Below are 16,293 nucleotides of genomic sequence, written 5' to 3'. Positions count from 1 at the left end.
AGAGCACATCCATGAGCCAATCCAAAAGCAACATCCTCTGGTTCCTGCCGACCCACGGCGATGGCCGCTATCTCGGCACGGGAATCGGTGGCCGCGAGGTCAACTTCAACTATCTGCGCCAGATCGCGCAGGCCGCCGATCAGCTCGGCTACTTCGGCGTGCTCTTGCCGACGGGGCGGAGCTGCGAGGATTCCTGGATCGTCGCCGCCTCGGTCGCGCCGTTCACCGAGCGGTTGCGTTATCTCGTCGCTGTCCGCCCCGGCCTGCAATCGCCGAGCGTGGCTGCGCGCATGACGGCGACGCTCGACCGCGTCAGCAATGGCCGTCTCCTCGTCAACGTCGTTACCGGCGGTGATCCCGTCGAGAACAAGGGCGATGGCATCTTCCTTGGCCACGACGAGCGCTACGAGGTCACCCGCGAATTCCTCAACGTCTATAGCGACCTGCTCGCCGGCAAGACCGTGAACGTCGAGGGCAAGCACATCCGCATTGAGGACGGCAAGCTGTTGTTCCCTCCGGTGCAGTCGCCGCGCCCGCCGCTCTATTTCGGCGGCTCGTCGGATGCCGGCATCGACGTCGCCGTCGACACCGTCGACAAATATCTCACCTGGGGCGAGCCGCCGGCTTTGGTCGCCGAGAAGATCGCAAAGGTAAGGGAGGTCGCCGCCGCCCGCGGCCGCAAGCTGTCCTTCGGCATCCGTCTTCATGTGATTGTCCGCGAAACCAACGAAGAGGCGTGGAGTGCCGCCAACGACCTGATCAAGCATGTCAGCGACGACACCATCGCGCGGGCGCAGAAAAACTTTGCCCGCATGGACTCGGTCGGTCAGCAGCGCATGGCGCAGCTCCATGGCGGCAAGCGCGACAAGCTCGAGATCGCGCCGAACCTCTGGGCTGGCGTCGGTCTCGTGCGCGGCGGTGCTGGCACGGCGCTGGTCGGCGACGCCCAGACCGTCGCGGCCCGGATCAAGGAGTACCAGAATATCGGCATCGATACCTTCATCATGTCGGGCTATCCGCATCTGGAAGAAGCCTATCGATTTGCCGAGCTGGTCTTCCCGCTGCTCTCGCTGGAGCAGCCCAGCAACGTGACGAAACTGCACTTCAATGGCGGTCCCTTTGGCGAAACGGTGGGCAGCGATTTCCGTCCGCAGCAGAGGGTGTCGCAGTCATGAGCCTGATCGACAGTGTTTCGCTTCCGCGCAGCTTCCGCCTGCCGCGGGTCGACGGCCTGATCCAGTGGATCGTGCCGCTCGCCATCATCGCAATCTGGCAGGTGGCGAGCGTCACCGGCTTCGTACCGACGCGCGTGCTGCCGGCGCCGAGCGACGTCGTGCTCGCAGGCTGGAAGCTGCTGCTCTCCGGCGAACTCGTCCGCAACATCTGGGTCTCGTTCTTGCGCGCCTCGATCGGCTTTCTGATCGGCGGGGGCATCGGCTTCGCCTTCGGTCTCGCCAACGGCCTGTCGCAGCTCTCGGCCAAGCTCACCGACTCCACGCTCCAGATGGTACGCAACGTGCCGCATCTGGCGCTGATCCCGCTCGTCATCCTCTGGTTCGGCATCGACGAGAGCGCCAAGCTGTTCCTGGTGGCGCTCGGCGTATTCTTCCCGATCTATCTCAACACGCTGCACGGCATCCGCACCGTCGATCCGCAGTTGATCGAGATGGGCCGCATCTACGGCATGAGCGACGGAGAATTGTTTCGCCGCGTGATCTTCCCCGGCGCGCTGCCCTCGATCTTCGTCGGCATCCGCTTCGCGCTCGGCATCATGTGGCTGACCCTGATCGTCGCCGAGACCATCGCGGCGTCCTCGGGCCTCGGATACATGGCGATGCAGGCGCGCGAGTTCATGCTGATCGACGTCGTCGTGCTGTCCATCCTGATCTATGCCCTGCTCGGCAAGCTCGCCGACAGCGCCTCCCGCGTGCTGGAGCGCCTGACGCTCTCCTGGCACCCCGCCTTCCAGAAACGTTGAGAGTGACATGCAGACAGCCCTTCGTACGTCTCTCCCCGAAACCGAGCTCGCCGGCCGCGCCAATTTCGCGCCGCAGGCCCGAATCGCGCGCGAGGAGCGGCCGGTGCAGACCAGCGGCCTGCCGCTCAGCATCCGTGGCCTGCGCAAATCCTTCGGCGATAACGAGGTGCTGCGTGGCATCGACCTGCACATCCCCGCCGGCCAGTTCGTCGCGATCGTCGGAAAGAGTGGCTGCGGCAAGAGCACGCTACTGCGCCTGATCGCGGGCCTGGAGACAATCGACGCCGGCAGCATCAGCTTCGGTCAGGATGTCCAGCCCGAGGACATCCGCGTGATGTTCCAGGAGCCGCGGTTGCTGCCCTGGGCGCGCGTTCTTGACAATGTCGAGGTCGGTCTCGGCCGCGATCATGCATCCAGCGATGCGCATGCGCGCGCCGAGAAAGCCTTGACGGAGGTCGGACTGGCCGACAAGCGCGACCAGTGGCCCTCGGTGCTGTCAGGGGGGCAGAAGCAGCGCGTGGCCCTTGCCCGCGCGCTGGTCTCCCGTCCGCGCGTGCTCGCTTTGGACGAACCGCTCGGTGCGCTCGACGCGTTGACCCGCATCTCGATGCAGCGGCTGCTGGAGCGCGTCTGGCGCGATCAGGGTTTTACCGCGATCCTTGTGACCCACGACGTCTCCGAAGCGGTCGCGCTGGCGGACCGGGTTTTGGTGATCGAGGAGGGCCGGATTGCCCACGACGTCACGGTCAACGCGGCGCGGCCACGCGAACGCGGCTCGGCTGAGCTCGCAGGCCTCGAAGGCTCGATCCTGAGCCATCTTTTGTCGGCGGATGATCGTACCTAGATAAAGAGGGACCCCGCTTCGGGGAACATGCCATGAATGTAATTCCTCGCGATCTCATGACTGAAATTCCTGTCTCGTCTGCCGATTTCCGCGTCGCCATGCGCCACCTCACCGGCGGCGTCAGCGTCGTCACCGCCGGACGGGGCAGGGACGTCACCGGCATGACGGTCACGTCGGTGACCTCGCTGTCGGTCGAGCCGCCGACGCTGCTGGTCAGCATCAACCGCGATGCCTCGTCCTTTCCGCTGATCAAGCGCCACGGCGCTTTCGGCGTGAATATCCTCAACGCCGACCAGCTCGACGTCGCCGAGCGCTTTGCCGGCAAGGGCGGGCTGAAGGGGGGCGGATCGCTTTGCCGGCGCGCAGTGGGTGACATCAGTCTCGGGCGTGCCACTGCTGGTCGGCGCATTGTCGGCCTTCGATTGCGAGGTCGAGGAGATCGTCGAGCGGCATTCGCACGGCATCGTCATCGGCCGTGTCAGGGACGTCAGGAACTCGACCCGCAATGCCGCGCTGGCCTATTGGCACGGTCAGTACGTGGCGGTCGACCAGGACGAAGACGCGGCAAGGCTCGCGGATGTCAGCGTTCCCTCGCGCGGCCGGCGCGGCATTTGATCGCCGCCAGCGATTTCGACGCAGGCTGGCCTTTTCCCTGTCATCGCTCTAGAAGCGCTGCCTGAGCCACCCGTATCAGGGACGGCAATGGAGCGGAATGATGAAGCGCGTCGCGACCTGGGCCTTCTACGCCGTCGGCGCGCTGGCGATCGCCTATCTCGCGCTCTACGCCTATGCGATGTTCAGCGGCCAGCCCGTGATTATCCCCGGCGACCCCATCCACATCTTCCGCAAGCCGGACGCGCCGAGTTATTCATAACGGCTCTCTCGGCTCGTCATGGCCGGGCTTGACCCGGCCATCCACGTGCAGCCGCCATTGAGGAGAGACGTGGATGCCCGGGTCAAGCCCGGGCATGACGACGGAGTATGCAGCGACTAACCCCGCAAAATCGCCAGCGCCAATGCCTGCGCGCGCGGCACGATGCTGTCGATCTCGAGATACTCCTCCGGCGTGTGCGCGAGCCCGCCGACGGGCCCGACGCCGCAGATGGTCGGCGTGCCGACCGCGGCGGTGAAACCGGAATCGGCGCAGCCGCCGGAAAACTCGCCCTGCAGCGTGGTGAGGCCGACCTGCTTTGCGGCGGCCTGATAGCCTTCGAACAGCGCCTTCGAGTCGGAGCTCTGCACCACCGGAACGAACTCGCCCTTGATCGTCAGCGTTGCGCTCGTGCCGGGCACGTAGGACGTTGCGATGATCTTGTCGATGGCGGCCATGACCGTCGCACGGTCCGCCGGATCGACATAGCGCAGGTCGATCTGGCCCTCCGCATACGGCGCCGTCGTGTTGACGGACTGGCCGCCCGACACCAGGCCGACATTGAGCGTGATGCCCTTGTCGAGATTGGTCAGCGCATGGATCTGCACGACCTTGTGCGCAAGCTCGCCGATGGCGCTGACGCCGGCGGCGAAATTGGCGCCGGAATGCGCGGCTTTGCCGGTGATCGCGAATTGCATGAAGATGCCGCCCTTGCGGCTCGTCACGACATTGCCGGTTGGCCGGCCGGGTTCGGAATTGAACACGGCACGGGCGGCACGTCCCTCGCGCTCGATCACGGGGCGGGAGGAGGGCGATGCGATCTCTTCGTCCGAGGTGATCAGCACCTTGATCGGATGCGGATTGCCGCCGAACTTCTGGAAGGCGGTCGCCACGAACACGTTCATGACGAGGCCGGCTTTCATGTCGGCGACGCCGGGCCCATAAGCGCGCGTGCCCTGAATGGTGAATGGACGACGCCCGACCTCGCCCTTGCCGAACACGGTGTCGCGATGCCCCATCAACAGCACCGGCCGCTCGTTGCTGCCGGGCTTTGCCACCTCGGCGTGGATCGCGTCGCCGAACGTGCCGTGGCTTTCGCGCCTGACGGGAATTCCATGCTCGGCAAAATGCCGCTCGAACCGCGCACCGACCGCATCGACGCCTTCCTTGTCATAAGACCCGGAGTCGATGTTTACGACATCGCGCAGCAGATCGATCATCGCCTGCCGCTGCGACGCCAGCCAGTCCGTGATTTGAGCTTCCGACATTGTCACCTCGCGTGGTTGTCACCGCGTCGTTATAGGGCCTGCCGTCGCCATGGCCTAGTCATGTGGGCGCGGTCCGGTTATGCGAGGGATGCTCTTGAGGCTCGCAATGATGGAGTGTGGGCACCAGGCACGCCCCACTCTCGTGTCCCGGACGCGCTGCAACGCCCTTCAGCGTTGCTGCGCAGAGCCGGGACCCATGCCACACGGTTCGCGCCCTCGAAACATGGGCCCCGGCTCAGCAGCGCACCGCTAAGTGCGCTGCGCTGCGTCCGGGGCACGAGAGGAGCGCGATGTGGGTGTCGCCTACGCTCCCACCATGGGCATGCGCGGATATTCACCCGGCGTGCCGGCGGGCGGGATCGGGATGCCGCCGTCGGCATATTCGTTGAGCTTGTTGCGCAGCGTGCGGATCGAGATCCCTAAGATGTTGGCGGCGTGGGTCCGGTTGCCGAGGCAGTGCTTCAGCGTTTCCAGGATCAGGTCGCGTTCGACGTCGGCCACGGTGCGGCCGACCAGCGCCCGCGTCACCTGCTCGGCGGCCATTGTGGCATGCGCCACGGCCGGCGCGGTCTTGGCGAGGTCGAGGCGGTCGCCGTCCGGCGTGATGATCGCGTCGGGTCCGATCTCGTCGCCCTGCGCCATCAGCACCGCGCGGTGCATGGTGTTCTCGAGCTCGCGGACGTTGCCCTGCCAGCGGTTGGTGGAGAGCACGCGGCGCGCCTCCGCCGAGATCGGGCGCATCGGCACGCCGTTGGCCTCGGCGTATTTCTTCACGAAGTGCTGGGCGAGCTCCAGAATGTCGGCGGGACGCTCGCGCAGCGGCGGGATCTTCAGGTTCACGACGTTGAGGCGGAACAGGAGGTCCTCGCGGAACGTGCCCTCGCGCACGGCGTCAGTGAGGTTGCGGTTCGAGGTCGCGATGATGCGGATGTCGACGGGCACCGGCTTGGTGCCGCCGACGCGGTCGATCACGCGCTCCTGGATCGCGCGGAGCAGCTTCGATTGCAGGCGGACGTCCATCTCCGAGATTTCGTCGAGCAGCAGCGTACCGCCGGTGGCCTCCTCGAATTTGCCGATACGGCGGGCGACCGCGCCGGTGAAGGCGCCCTTCTCGTGGCCGAACAGCTCGGACTCCAGCAGATGCTCGGGGATCGCGGCGCAGTTGATGGAGATGAAAGGACGCTTAGCGCGGGCAGAGCGGGTGTGGACGTAGCGGGCCAGAACTTCCTTGCCCGTGCCGGATTCGCCGGTGATCATCACCGAGGCGTCGGAGCCTGCGATCTGCTGCGCGAGCTTGATCACGCGTGCCATGGCTTCGTCGCGATAGACCAGCTCGCGGGAATCGTTGGCGACCGCGGCCAGCACCGCGGCGATCAGCTCCGGCTCCGGCGGCAGCGGGATGTATTCCTTGGCGCCGGCATGGATCGCAGCGACCGCGGCGCGGGCGTCGTTTGTGATGCCGCAGGCGACGATCGGAGCGTGGATGTGCTCGGCTTCCAGCCGCATCACGAGGTCGCGGATGTCGAGGGCGACGTCGACCAGCAAGAGGTCGGCGCCCTTGCCGCCGCGCACCACGCGCATCGCCTGCTCGTGATCCTCCGCATGGGTCACAGTGGCGCCGTTCTCCATCGCGATCTTGGTGGCGGTGGTGAGCTGGCCCTTCAATGTACCAACGATGAGAAGCCGCATGTCAGTCTCCTGTCCGTCTGGTCGCGCTGTCGCGCGTCATTCCTTGCGATTGCACCAGCATGATCCGGAAAAGCGCGAAGCGGTCTTCCGACAAGTTCATGCTCAAGATAATCACGTGCGTTCAGTCTTGATGATTTCGGTCATGGTCACGCCGAGCTTGTCCTCGACCAGGACGACCTCGCCGCGGGCGACCAGCTTGTTGTTGACGTAGATGTCGATGGCCTCGCCGACGCGGCGGTCGAGCTCGAGCACGGTGCCGGGTCCGAGCTTCAGGAGCTCGCCGACATCCATCTTGGAGCGGCCGAGCACGGCCGAGACCTGCACCGGAACGTCGAACACGGCTTCGAGGTCGGCGGCGACGCGCGCCGCATATTCGTCCTCGTTATAGCCGATGTCCGCGCTAGCCGGCGGCAACGGGCCGTTGAGATCGGGCAGCGGGACCTGTCCGTCGGTGTCGCTCATGGCTTAGCTCCCCCTCCGGGACGCGATATAGCGTCCGACCATTTCGTCGATCTTGGCTGCGATGGCGCCGCGCTCCAGCACGACGCCGCCATCGGCCCATTCGATCCGGCAGTCGCCGGTGGCAATTTCAGGCTCGGCCAGGATAACCAGCCGGCCCTCGAAGCCGCTCTGCTTGGCAAGCCGTTCGATCTTCTCCCGCGCGGCGTCGTAGAGCGCGTCGTTGATGCGGACGACGAGATGCGGCGTCGCCACCAGATGCGAGAAGCAGTCGCGCACCAGCGCCATGATCTCGCCGAGCGGCTCGGCGGCGACCAGGTCGGCGCACAGCTTGCGCGCCACTGCGACCGCGACGTCGACCGCTTCGGTCTCCATCTTGGACTCGATACTGCCGATGCCGGACGCGATGCCCCGGATACCTATGTTGATCTCTTCCATGGCGAGCGCGACGCGGCGGTCGCTCTCGGCCTTGGCCTCGCGCTGGCCGGCGGCAAAGCCGTCCTGGTAGGCGCGCGCCTCGGCTTCCGCGACTTTCTGGGCGATCTCGGCCGCAGTCGCGGCCTTCTCGCGCGTCGTCCGCTCGGGCGCTGCGAAGTCGGTATCGAACAGGAATTTTGCCGGAGCGGCCATCAGTACACCAGCTCGTCGTCGGCGCGGTTCTTGGTCAGCATGATCTCGCCCTTGGCGGCGAGGTCCTTGGCGAGGTTGACCAGTAGTGCCTGGGCCTCGTCGACGTCGCGCAGGCGCACCGGGCCCATTGCCGCCATGTCGTCCTGGAGCATCTTGGCCGCGCGCGAGGACATGTTGCCGAAGAAGAAGTTGCGGACGTCCTCGTTGGCGCTCTTGAGCGCGACGCCGAGCTTGTCCTTGTCGACGTTGCGCATCAGGGTCTGGGCCGAGCCGGAGTCGAGCTTCACGAGGTCGTCGAAGGTGAACATCAGGGCCTTGATGCGCTCGGCCGATTCACGGTTGTCCTCTTCCAGCGAGGTGATGAAGCGGGTTTCGGTCTGGCGGTCGAAATTGTTGAAGATTTCCGCCATCACCTCGTGGGCGTCGCGGCGGCGGGTCTGCGACAGGTTGGACATGAATTCGGTGCGCAGCGTCTTCTCCACGCTCTCGATCACCTCCTTCTGCACCGCTTCCATCTTCAGCATGCGGTTGACGACGTCGAGCGCGAGCTCCTCTGGCAGGATGCCGAGCACGCGGGCGGCGTGCTCCGACTTCAGCTTCGAAAGCACCACGGCGATGGTCTGCGGGTATTCGTTCTTGAGATAGTTGGCGAGAACCTCTTCCTGCACGTTGGAGAGCTTCTCCCACATGTTGCGCCCCGCGGGGCCGCGGATCTCGTCCATGATGCCGTTGACGCGCTCCGGCGGCAGGTACTGCTGCAGCAGGCGCTCGGTGGCGTCGAAATTGCCCATCAGCGCGCCCGAAGCCGACATGCGCGAGACGAATTCAAGCAGCATGTCCTCGACGGTGTCGACCTCGACGGTGCCGAGCGTCGACATTTCCAGCGAGAGCTGGCGCACCTCGTCGTCATCGAGCAGGCCCCAGATCTTGCCACCATACTGCTCGCCCAGCGCCAGCATCAGGATCGCGGCGCGCTTCGAGCCGGACAGTGCTTGGACCTTGCCCGCACGATTGCCGGCGCGCTGACCGAGCGTAGAGATCACGCTGGTGATGTCGTTCGTGTTGGCGCTTTGCAGGCTGGCCATGTCAGATCACTTCTTGATTCACTTGGCTTGGGTCATTTGGCGGGCTCGGCGAGCCACTGGCGGATGATGGCGACGGTTTCGTTGGGGTTGCGCTCGGCGAGCTCGCCGACGCGATGAACGGACTGGGCGTGGACCTGGCCCTGGATGGTGGCGACGTCGATCGCGCTCGCGGCGCCGCCCGGCAGGAGCTGCTGGCCACCGGCCGCCGGAGCGGCCTCTTCCGTGGCGGTCGGGCCGGCGAGGACGCCGCTGATGGCGGCGGCGACTTCGTCGGAAGCCAGGATGCGCTTGACCAGCGGGCGGATCACCAGGAACAGCACGACGAGGCCGAGCAGCATCATCACGCCGAGCTCGACGAAGTACATGACATCGTCCTTGGTGAACTGGAGCATGCCGAGGAAGCCGGAGGGCTCGCCGATCGGGGCGGTGGAGGGCGCATCGGCAAAGCGCAGATTGACGACCTCGACCTGGTCGCCGCGCTTCTGGTCGAAGCCGATCGCCGAACGCACCAGGGCGGCGATGCGGTCGAGCTGCTCCTTGGTGCGGTCCTGATAGGCGAGCTCGCCTTTGTCATTCTTGGAATAGATGCCGTCGACCAGTACCGCGACCGAGATGCGGTTGACCCGGCCGGCCTCGGTCACCTCGGTCTTGGTGGTGCGGGAGATCTCGTAATTGTTGGTCTCTTCGGTCTTCTTGCTCTGGTCCTTCGCCGTCTGACCGCTGTTCTGCTGGTTGCCGGGCAGCTCGTTGTTGACGGTGACCTGACCGTTGTTGTCGGCCGTCATGCTCTGCTCTTCGCGGGTCTGGCTCGAGCGCAGCACGCGGCCTTCGGGGTCGAACTTGTCCGAGGTCTGGGTGACCTTGTTGAAGTCGAAATCGGCGGAGAGCTGCACGCGGGCGCGGCCTGAGCCGACCACGGAGGAGACGATGTCCTCGACCTGCTTGCGCATCCGCTTCTCGAAGGCGATGCGGCGCTCGTCCCCGATCGCCTGCTCCGGATCGGTCGCGGCGCCGTCGGCGAGCAGCTGGCCGGCCTCGTCGACGATCGAGACCCGCTGCGGCTTCAGCCCGTTCACGGCCGAGGCGACGAGGTGACGGATGGCGCGGATCTGCTGCGCTTCGAGCGAGCCGCGGACGCGCACCACGATCGAGGCCGACGGCTCCGGCGCCTCGCGCGAGAAGAGCGGGCGCTCCGGCAGCACGAGGTGAACGCGGGCGGCCTGGATGCGGTCGATGGCGCGGATGGTGCGGGCGAGCTCGCCTTCCAGTGCGCGGAGATGGTTGATGTTCTGGACGAAGCTGGTGGTGCCAAGCGCGTCCGACTTGTCGAACACCTCGTAGCCGACGCCGCCGCCCTTGGGCAGGCCGCCCTCGGCGAGCTTCATCCTGAGACGGGTGACCTTGTCCTTGGGCACCATGATGATGGTGCCCTCATTGCGCAGCTCGAACTGGATGCCCTGGCGTTCCAGATCTTTGATAATACTGGACGAATCTTCGACGCTGAGGTCGGTGAACAGCGTCGTCATCTGCGGCGTGGTCACGCGCATGATGACGAACGCGAAGAAGCCGATGAGCGCGGCGGTGACCGCGATCATTGCCCCGAACCGGGCGGCGCCGATACCTTTCAGGAAGTCAACCAGACCTTGCAAGCAACCGCCCCAACAGATTCGGCCGCTTTCACTGGAAAGGCCGACTGGGCAATTATTGCCTAGGTGATGGTTTCGATATGGTTAACGAAGATTAAGAGGTCGGACAAAAGTGGCGCCGAGATGAGGACATGAAAAAAATCGGCCTCGCGCGGCGAGGCCGATTTTCGTTAGAAGTCGCAGATTTCCGGATCGCTTACTGGCGATATTGCTGGATGCGGGTAGTGCGAAGACCCGCCAGACCGTGCTGGTCGATGGAAAACTGCCAGGAGAGGAATTCGTCGACCGTCAGGGTATATCGGCTGCAGGCCTCCTCGAGGGAGAGAAGTCCGCCACGAACAGCAGCGACGACTTCGGCCTTACGGCGGATGACCCAGCGTTTGGTGCCGGGTGCAGGTAGATCCGCAATCGTCAGCGGACTGCCGTCCGGCCCGATGACGTATTTTACCCTCGGGCGATGGGGTTCTGTCATGGCGTACTCACAAACTCTCAACCACTGAACTCACGCCGTAACCGTAACCCCGGCGACTTAAAAATCCGCTAAGCCTAAGGCTTCAATACAATTCTCGTTGAAAATGGCCGCAACACAGCCGGCCCGGAGGGCGGGACACCATGGTCCGAGCCGGCCGAGCGGTCAGAAGGTAAATACTTTACTAACAAAACGCGGCCCGCGGTGACGTCGCCAAGCCTTCAACTGTCGTCCCGGGGCGCGCGAGCCATGGACCCATAACCCCAGGGAGTAGTTCTTACGAAGACTCGGGGTTACCGTCTTATGCTCAAACTACTTCCTTCGCGGGGACGACACCGTATGTGCCGCGCCGCCTTAGCTGCCGGAGCTGCTGGTAGCGACGATGGTCTTCACCTGACTCAGTGTGTAGCTGTTGCCGTCAATCGTGAGCAACGGCGGCGACTGGGTCAGGTCGACCGACGACACCACGCCCTGCACTTGCGCGGCAATGCCGACATTGTTGCCCGCGATATCCTTGCCCGTCGCCGAGATCGTGTACTTGCCGTCGGGCCACTGCGTGCCGTCATTGCCCTGGCCGTTCCAGGTGAACGGAATGTCGCTGCCGGCGCCGGCCGTATATTTACCGGTGAAAACGGTCTGGCCAGCGCTGTTGGCGATCGAGATGTCGACGGTAGCGCTCGAAGGAACGCTGAGATGCCAGGTCGCCGACGATTTAGACATCGTCGCGGTGGTGCCGTCGACGACTGCGGTCTTGCCGACGAAGCCGAGCGCCTGGGTCGCCTGCGTGGTCTGCTGCAGTGTGACGAGCTGGGAGAGCGAGTCGTTGGTCTTGAGCTGCTGCTCGACGCCGGCGAACTGCACCAGCTGCTGGGTGAACTGGTTGGTGTCGAGCGGATCGAGCGGGTTCTGGTTCTGCAGCTGCGTGGTCAGCAGCGTCAGGAAGGTCTGGAAATTGCCGGCGAGCGTCGATCCCGTGGTCGAGCTCAGGGAGCCCGACGATTTCGGGATGTCGGTCGTCCCGGAGACGGGTGTCGGGGCGGTGGTGGCATTCGTGGTGGTCATTTGCGAATACTCCTCACACTCTGATGTCGACGCCGCTGCTCGATCCGAGCATGCGGCCGTAGCCGCGCCCGGCGGGCGCAGCAGCAACGGTGTCGTCCTCGCTGATGATCAGCCGGCGGGCATTGCCGCCATTGTCGTTGCTCTGGTCAAAATTCTGACCCGATGAATTCTGGTCGCGCAGGCTGAAAGACAGCCCGTTGCTGCCGGTCTTGAAGCCGGCATCGTCGAGCGCGCGCTGCAATTGCGGCGCGTCCTGTCGCAGCATCTGCAGCGTCTCCGGCTTCTCGACCGTCAGATGCGAGGTGACCTGGCCGTTGCGGTCAACATTGATGCGGACGTCGATGCGTCCGAGATCGATCGGGTCGAGGCTGATGTCGAAGCGCGTCTTGCCGGCGCGCGCGGCCGCCGCGATCTCGATCGGCACGCCGTTGATCGGCACGGCCGTGGCGTTTGCGGCGGTCGCGGTGAGCGTTGCGGTCGATGCGGTCGCAGTCGAGGTCGTCGTGGTCAGCGGCGCGGGAATCGCGGAGGCGGCCTGCGCACTGGTGTCGGTCGGCGTGGCGATGGCCTGCGTGCCCGCATGAGCATGTGCGGTTGGCGAGCCAGACGTGGTGTCAGCGGTGCGGTCGGAGACGCCGGCCTTCGCGTCGGTCGCGCCGGCGTCGCCTTGCGGCTGGGCGGCTTGCGGATGTGCGGCGGCGTTGGCGGTCGTTGCGGTCGCCGGAATCTGCGTGGCGGTGGCGTTCGCCTTGCCCGCGTCCTGGCCGATATTGGAGACATCGGTTTGTGGTTGCGCGGTGGCGGCAGCCTTGAACGAGGTTTTGGGCGTGCGCTGGTCGACGGCGGCGATCAGCCCGCTATTTGTCTTGGCATCGGTCGCAACCGGATCAGTCGTGCCGGTCGCGGCATCCCCCAACGTTCCCGCTGTGTCGGCATCGACCTTGGCGCCGGCGGTCTTGGCGCTCTTGTCGCCCGCCGTGGCGGTATCGGTCTTGGTGCCGGCGATCTGCGCCGCGGTGGAGGCGCTGGCGGCAATGCCGGCGGCGGCGATCGTCAGCGGTGAAGAGGCGTTGCTGGCGGCCTGGTTCGCGGCCGCATTCGGATCGACCGGCACCGCGGGCGCGGCAACGACGATCGCGTTCGGATCGGGCGAAGCGGCTTGCGCCGCGTCGGTCTGCGCGGTCGCCGAAGCATCAGCGACGGCGGCAAGCCCATTGGTGTCGTCGGACTTGTCCGCCGACTTGGTGCCGGAGGATTCGGACTTGTCCTTGGTCTTGTCGGAAGCCTTGGCCGGATCAGTCGTCGCGTCGCTCCTGGTGTCTTTCTTGGCGGTCGCGGACGTGTCGGTGTCGTCGCTGGCCTTGCTCTGCGAGGACTGGTCGGTCGACGAATTGTCGCGCGGGCTGTTGTCCGGGGCGGGCGATGAAGACGAAGAATCGGTCCGGCGCGGAGCGGTATCCTGCGTCTGCGATGCTGCGTTGTTGCTGATCGCCTGCGTGTTGCTGTCGACCAGCGAGCCGAAGGAGTCGTTCGCGGACGTATCTTTCGTGCCCTGCGACCGCGCAGGCTTTTGCTGCGCGCTCTGGACGGGCACGTTTGCCGCTACATCTGACGTACTACCTACCACAGGCGACCCCTAGAAAACATCTTCGGGATGGGGGTAGCAAGGAGTGGGCCAGCCCTGCGAAACGCTATTTTCTCAAGTAATATCAATATTTTGACGGATCTGCGCTGCCGCCCCGAGGCCCTCCGCTACCCCGCCATTTCTGCCTCCCCGGCAAGAATTGCCCCAAGCTGGCTGCTGGCGTGATTGCTTCACCGGAATGGCGCCTATATTAAAGAGGTGCTCTCAGCCGCTTTCGACCGGGCAAGTCGTGCCCTTCGGGAACTAAAGTTCCGGGGGATCGCCGATGTCCCCGCCGGGAGCCGAAGAAAAGTCCAAGCAAACGCGGATCCGCCGCACGCCGCTGTCACAACCTTAAGGCCCATGCTCAACAGTCTGGATCTCGAAGGCCGTCCGCAGGACACCAGGGTCGTCGTCGCCATGTCGGGCGGCGTCGATTCCTCGACGACGGCTGCGCTGTTGAAGGCGGAAGGCTATGACGTCGTCGGCATCACGCTTCAGCTCTACGACCATGGCGCGGCGACTCATCGCAAGGGCGCATGTTGCGCCGGCCAGGACATCCACGACGCCCGCGACGTCGCCGCAAAACTCGGCATTCCCCATTACGTGCTCGACTACGAGGACCGTTTCCGCGAGTCCGTCATCGACAATTTCGCCGACTCTTACGCGCTCGGCGAGACGCCGGTGCCGTGCATCGAGTGCAACCGCTCGGTCAAGTTCCGCGATCTCTTGAAGACCGCGCGCGAGCTCGGCGCGCATGCGCTTGCCACAGGCCATTACGTCGCCTCGCGCCGCCTCGACAACGGCTCGCGCGCGCTGGTCTGCGCGGCCGACGGCGATCGCGACCAGAGCTATTTCCTGTTCGCAACCACGCGCGAGCAGCTCGACTTCCTGCGCTTCCCCCTCGGCGACATGACCAAGCCCGAGACGCGCGAGCTCGCGCGCCGCTTCGGCCTTGCGGTTGCCGACAAGCACGACAGCCAGGACATCTGCTTCGTGCCCACGGGACGCTACACCGACATCATCACCCGCCTGCGGCCGAACGCGATGGACCCCGGCGAAATCGTCGATCTCGACGGCCGCGTGCTCGGCCAGCACAACGGCATCGCCAATTTCACCGTCGGCCAGCGCCGTGGCCTCGGCATCGCCTCCGGCTCGCCGCTGTACGTGGTGCGGCTGGATGCCGCCAATCGCCGCGTCGTCGTGGGCGCGCGCGATGCCTTGAAGATGCACCGCATCGTACTGCGCGACGTCAACTGGATCGGCGACGGCGATATCGACAGCGCCATCGGCAGCGGCCTCGAGATGTTCGTGCGCGTGCGCTCGACCCGCAGCCCCCAGCCGGCGTGGCTGCGCGGCGGCAACGGCCATTACGAGGTCGAGCTCGTCGCGGGCGAGGAGGGCGTCTCGCCCGGCCAGGCCTGCGTGTTCTATGACGCGCCAACGGGGCAGGCGCGCGTGCTCGGCGGCGGCTTCATCCAGAGCGCCGCCGCGAAGGTCGCGACGAGCACGACGAGGCCGCTGGTGGAAGCGGTGCGCGGCTAGCGCATGATCCGAAAAAGTGTGAAGCGGTTTTCCGACAAGATCATGCGCAGCATCAAAATCTGATTTCCAGGGCAGGGGGCATGGCAGCAGACATCTCGCGGGCCGGGGTCGAGAAGGCCTATGGCCGCTGGGCGCCGGTCTACGATCTCGTGTTCGGCAAGGTGTTCGACGCCGGAAGGCAGTCGACCATCGCGGAGGCCGACCGGATCGGCGGTCGCGTTCTCGACGTCGGCGTCGGCACCGGCCTGTCGCTCTCCGATTATTCGCGCACCACAAGGATCTGCGGCGTCGACATCTCCGAGCCGATGCTGCGCAAGGCACAGACGCGCGTGCGCGCGCTCGGGCTGTCCAATGTCGAAGTGCTTTCGGTGATGGACGCGAAGAACCTCGCCTTCCCGGAAAACTTCTTCGACGCGGTGGTCGCGCAATATGTCATCACCGCCGTGCCCGATCCCGAAGGCACGCTCGACGAATTCGTGCGCGTGCTCAAGCCCGGCGGCGAGCTGATCCTCGTCAACCACATCGGCGCAGAGCGGGGCCTGCGAAAGCTGTCCGAGCTCGCCTTCGCGCCGCTGGCGCGCCGGCTCGGCTGGCGCCCGGAATTCCCGTGGCAGCGCCTCGTCAACTGGGCCGCAAGGCACGGCGGTGTCACGCTCGCCGAGCGCCGCCCGATGCCGCCGATGGGGCATTTTTCGCTGATCCGCTACCACAAATCGTAATGTGATCAGCGTAGCGGGCAGTTCGGCCTGCATGGTTCTCGCGGCGATGCGAAGCATCGTCTGCTACGCCCGCTTGGGCGGGCTCCTCGCCATGAGGGTTTGATATCTTGGCGCAAACCCCGACCTCATCCTGAGGGCCCGCCTTAGGCGGGCGTCTCGAAGGATGGCCGCGGGCGAGCTATTTGCCACGCTTCATGCGTTTGCTGGGGTTTGCGATCCAAAGCCCGATCACATCGCACTTCGGCTGGGAACATCGAGCCCAACCCGCGCGTTTTTTTCCCATGCGCACGACATCAAACATCATCCTGGCTGGCCTCCTGATCGCCGCCTCAGGCGCCGCGATTGCGCAGGCCCCGCCCGCCCCGACGCCGCCGCAACAGACCGCGCCGCCGTCCCCGCAACAC

General features: G+C 65.4%; 15 protein-coding genes and 1 pseudogene. 7 read left to right on the top strand and 9 right to left on the bottom strand.

The window, feature by feature from the left end:
• Positions 1–11: 11 nt before the first annotated feature.
• The 5 genes and pseudogenes from ssuD to AC629_RS47305 all read left to right on the top strand — a co-directional run bounded on the left by ssuD (position 12) and on the right by AC629_RS47305 (position 3,696).
• Positions 12–1,175, top strand: coding sequence for an FMNH2-dependent alkanesulfonate monooxygenase (gene ssuD / locus AC629_RS37135; RefSeq protein ID WP_084809704.1), 1,164 nt, complete (start codon positions 12–14; stop codon positions 1,173–1,175).
• The gene (locus AC629_RS37130; protein WP_084809703.1) at positions 1,172–1,978 is read left to right on the top strand and encodes an ABC transporter permease subunit; all 807 of its coding nucleotides are present in this window, start codon (positions 1,172–1,174) and stop codon (positions 1,976–1,978) included. Before ssuD ends, AC629_RS37130 begins: the two co-directional genes overlap by 4 nt.
• A gap of 7 nt (positions 1,979–1,985) precedes the next feature.
• Complete coding sequence (locus AC629_RS37125) at positions 1,986–2,822, top strand: ATP-binding cassette domain-containing protein (RefSeq protein ID WP_084809702.1); 837 nt, start codon at positions 1,986–1,988, stop codon at positions 2,820–2,822.
• 32 nt (positions 2,823–2,854) lie between these two features.
• Positions 2,855–3,437: pseudogene (locus tag AC629_RS37120) on the top strand (flavin reductase family protein).
• Between the two features lie 97 nt (positions 3,438–3,534).
• Positions 3,535–3,696, top strand: coding sequence for a hypothetical protein (locus tag AC629_RS47305; protein WP_168195680.1), 162 nt, complete (start codon positions 3,535–3,537; stop codon positions 3,694–3,696).
• 116 nt (positions 3,697–3,812) lie between these two features.
• Here the strand turns inward: AC629_RS47305 and AC629_RS37115 are convergent, their stop codons facing one another.
• The 9 genes from AC629_RS37115 to AC629_RS37075 all read right to left on the bottom strand — a co-directional run bounded on the left by AC629_RS37115 (position 3,813) and on the right by AC629_RS37075 (position 13,628).
• A complete protein-coding gene (locus AC629_RS37115; protein WP_084809701.1) occupies positions 3,813–4,961 on the bottom strand; it encodes a M20 family metallopeptidase in 1,149 nt (382 codons plus the stop codon).
• Between the two features lie 303 nt (positions 4,962–5,264).
• Complete coding sequence (flbD, locus tag AC629_RS37110) at positions 5,265–6,650, bottom strand: sigma-54-dependent transcriptional regulator FlbD (RefSeq protein ID WP_084809700.1); 1,386 nt, start codon at positions 6,648–6,650, stop codon at positions 5,265–5,267.
• Between the two features lie 111 nt (positions 6,651–6,761).
• Positions 6,762–7,112: a flagellar motor switch protein FliN gene (gene fliN / locus AC629_RS37105; protein WP_084809699.1), complete on the bottom strand. Its 351-nt coding sequence runs from the start codon at positions 7,110–7,112 to the stop codon at positions 6,762–6,764.
• Positions 7,113–7,115: 3 nt separating this feature from the next.
• Complete coding sequence (locus AC629_RS37100; RefSeq protein ID WP_084809698.1) at positions 7,116–7,739, bottom strand: FliH/SctL family protein; 624 nt, start codon at positions 7,737–7,739, stop codon at positions 7,116–7,118.
• Positions 7,739–8,824: a flagellar motor switch protein FliG gene (gene fliG / locus AC629_RS37095; RefSeq protein ID WP_084809697.1), complete on the bottom strand. Its 1,086-nt coding sequence runs from the start codon at positions 8,822–8,824 to the stop codon at positions 7,739–7,741. Before fliG ends, AC629_RS37100 begins: the two co-directional genes overlap by 1 nt.
• 32 nt (positions 8,825–8,856) lie before the next feature.
• Positions 8,857–10,473, bottom strand: a complete 1,617-nt coding sequence (gene fliF / locus AC629_RS37090; RefSeq protein WP_084809696.1) for a flagellar basal-body MS-ring/collar protein FliF — start codon at positions 10,471–10,473, stop codon at positions 8,857–8,859.
• Positions 10,474–10,666: 193 nt separating this feature from the next.
• The gene (gene sciP, locus AC629_RS37085) at positions 10,667–10,942 is read right to left on the bottom strand and encodes a CtrA inhibitor SciP (protein WP_002714638.1); all 276 of its coding nucleotides are present in this window, start codon (positions 10,940–10,942) and stop codon (positions 10,667–10,669) included.
• A 351-nt stretch (positions 10,943–11,293) separates the two neighbouring features.
• Positions 11,294–12,001, bottom strand: a complete 708-nt coding sequence (locus AC629_RS37080; RefSeq protein WP_084809695.1) for a flagellar hook assembly protein FlgD — start codon at positions 11,999–12,001, stop codon at positions 11,294–11,296.
• 13 nt (positions 12,002–12,014) lie between these two features.
• Positions 12,015–13,628 carry a flagellar hook-length control protein FliK gene (locus AC629_RS37075; protein WP_084809694.1) on the bottom strand — a complete coding sequence of 538 codons (1,614 nt, stop codon included), beginning with the start codon at positions 13,626–13,628 and terminating at the stop codon, positions 12,015–12,017.
• A gap of 360 nt (positions 13,629–13,988) precedes the next feature.
• On the opposite strand from AC629_RS37075, the gene mnmA reads away from it, so the two are divergent.
• On the top strand, positions 13,989–15,170 hold the full coding sequence (gene mnmA, locus AC629_RS37070; RefSeq protein WP_084809693.1) for a tRNA 2-thiouridine(34) synthase MnmA: 1,182 nt from the start codon (positions 13,989–13,991) through the stop codon (positions 15,168–15,170).
• An 80-nt stretch (positions 15,171–15,250) separates the two neighbouring features.
• On the top strand, positions 15,251–15,889 hold the full coding sequence (locus AC629_RS37065; protein ID WP_084809692.1) for a class I SAM-dependent methyltransferase: 639 nt from the start codon (positions 15,251–15,253) through the stop codon (positions 15,887–15,889).
• Positions 15,890–16,293 lie beyond the last annotated feature (404 nt).

This window comes from Bradyrhizobium sp. NAS80.1 (genome assembly GCF_001908205.1).
GTDB lineage: Bacteria > Pseudomonadota > Alphaproteobacteria > Rhizobiales > Xanthobacteraceae > Bradyrhizobium.
Note: the sequence above shows the minus strand (reverse complement) of the source record. Positions and strands in the feature narration are given on the sequence as shown.

Coding starts and splice junctions, on each gene's coding strand:
- ssuD (WP_084809704.1), top strand. CDS start 12: ATGAGCCAATCCAAAAGCAACATCCTCTGGTTCCTGCCGACCCACGGC.
- AC629_RS37130 (WP_084809703.1), top strand. CDS start 1,172: ATGAGCCTGATCGACAGTGTTTCGCTTCCGCGCAGCTTCCGCCTGCCG.
- AC629_RS37125 (WP_084809702.1), top strand. CDS start 1,986: ATGCAGACAGCCCTTCGTACGTCTCTCCCCGAAACCGAGCTCGCCGGC.
- AC629_RS47305 (WP_168195680.1), top strand. CDS start 3,535: ATGATGAAGCGCGTCGCGACCTGGGCCTTCTACGCCGTCGGCGCGCTG.
- AC629_RS37115 (WP_084809701.1), bottom strand. CDS start 4,961: ATGTCGGAAGCTCAAATCACGGACTGGCTGGCGTCGCAGCGGCAGGCG.
- flbD (WP_084809700.1), bottom strand. CDS start 6,650: ATGCGGCTTCTCATCGTTGGTACATTGAAGGGCCAGCTCACCACCGCC.
- fliN (WP_084809699.1), bottom strand. CDS start 7,112: ATGAGCGACACCGACGGACAGGTCCCGCTGCCCGATCTCAACGGCCCG.
- AC629_RS37100 (WP_084809698.1), bottom strand. CDS start 7,739: ATGGCCGCTCCGGCAAAATTCCTGTTCGATACCGACTTCGCAGCGCCC.
- fliG (WP_084809697.1), bottom strand. CDS start 8,824: ATGGCCAGCCTGCAAAGCGCCAACACGAACGACATCACCAGCGTGATC.
- sciP (WP_002714638.1), bottom strand. CDS start 10,942: ATGACAGAACCCCATCGCCCGAGGGTAAAATACGTCATCGGGCCGGAC.
- AC629_RS37080 (WP_084809695.1), bottom strand. CDS start 12,001: ATGACCACCACGAATGCCACCACCGCCCCGACACCCGTCTCCGGGACG.
- mnmA (WP_084809693.1), top strand. CDS start 13,989: ATGCTCAACAGTCTGGATCTCGAAGGCCGTCCGCAGGACACCAGGGTC.
- AC629_RS37065 (WP_084809692.1), top strand. CDS start 15,251: ATGGCAGCAGACATCTCGCGGGCCGGGGTCGAGAAGGCCTATGGCCGC.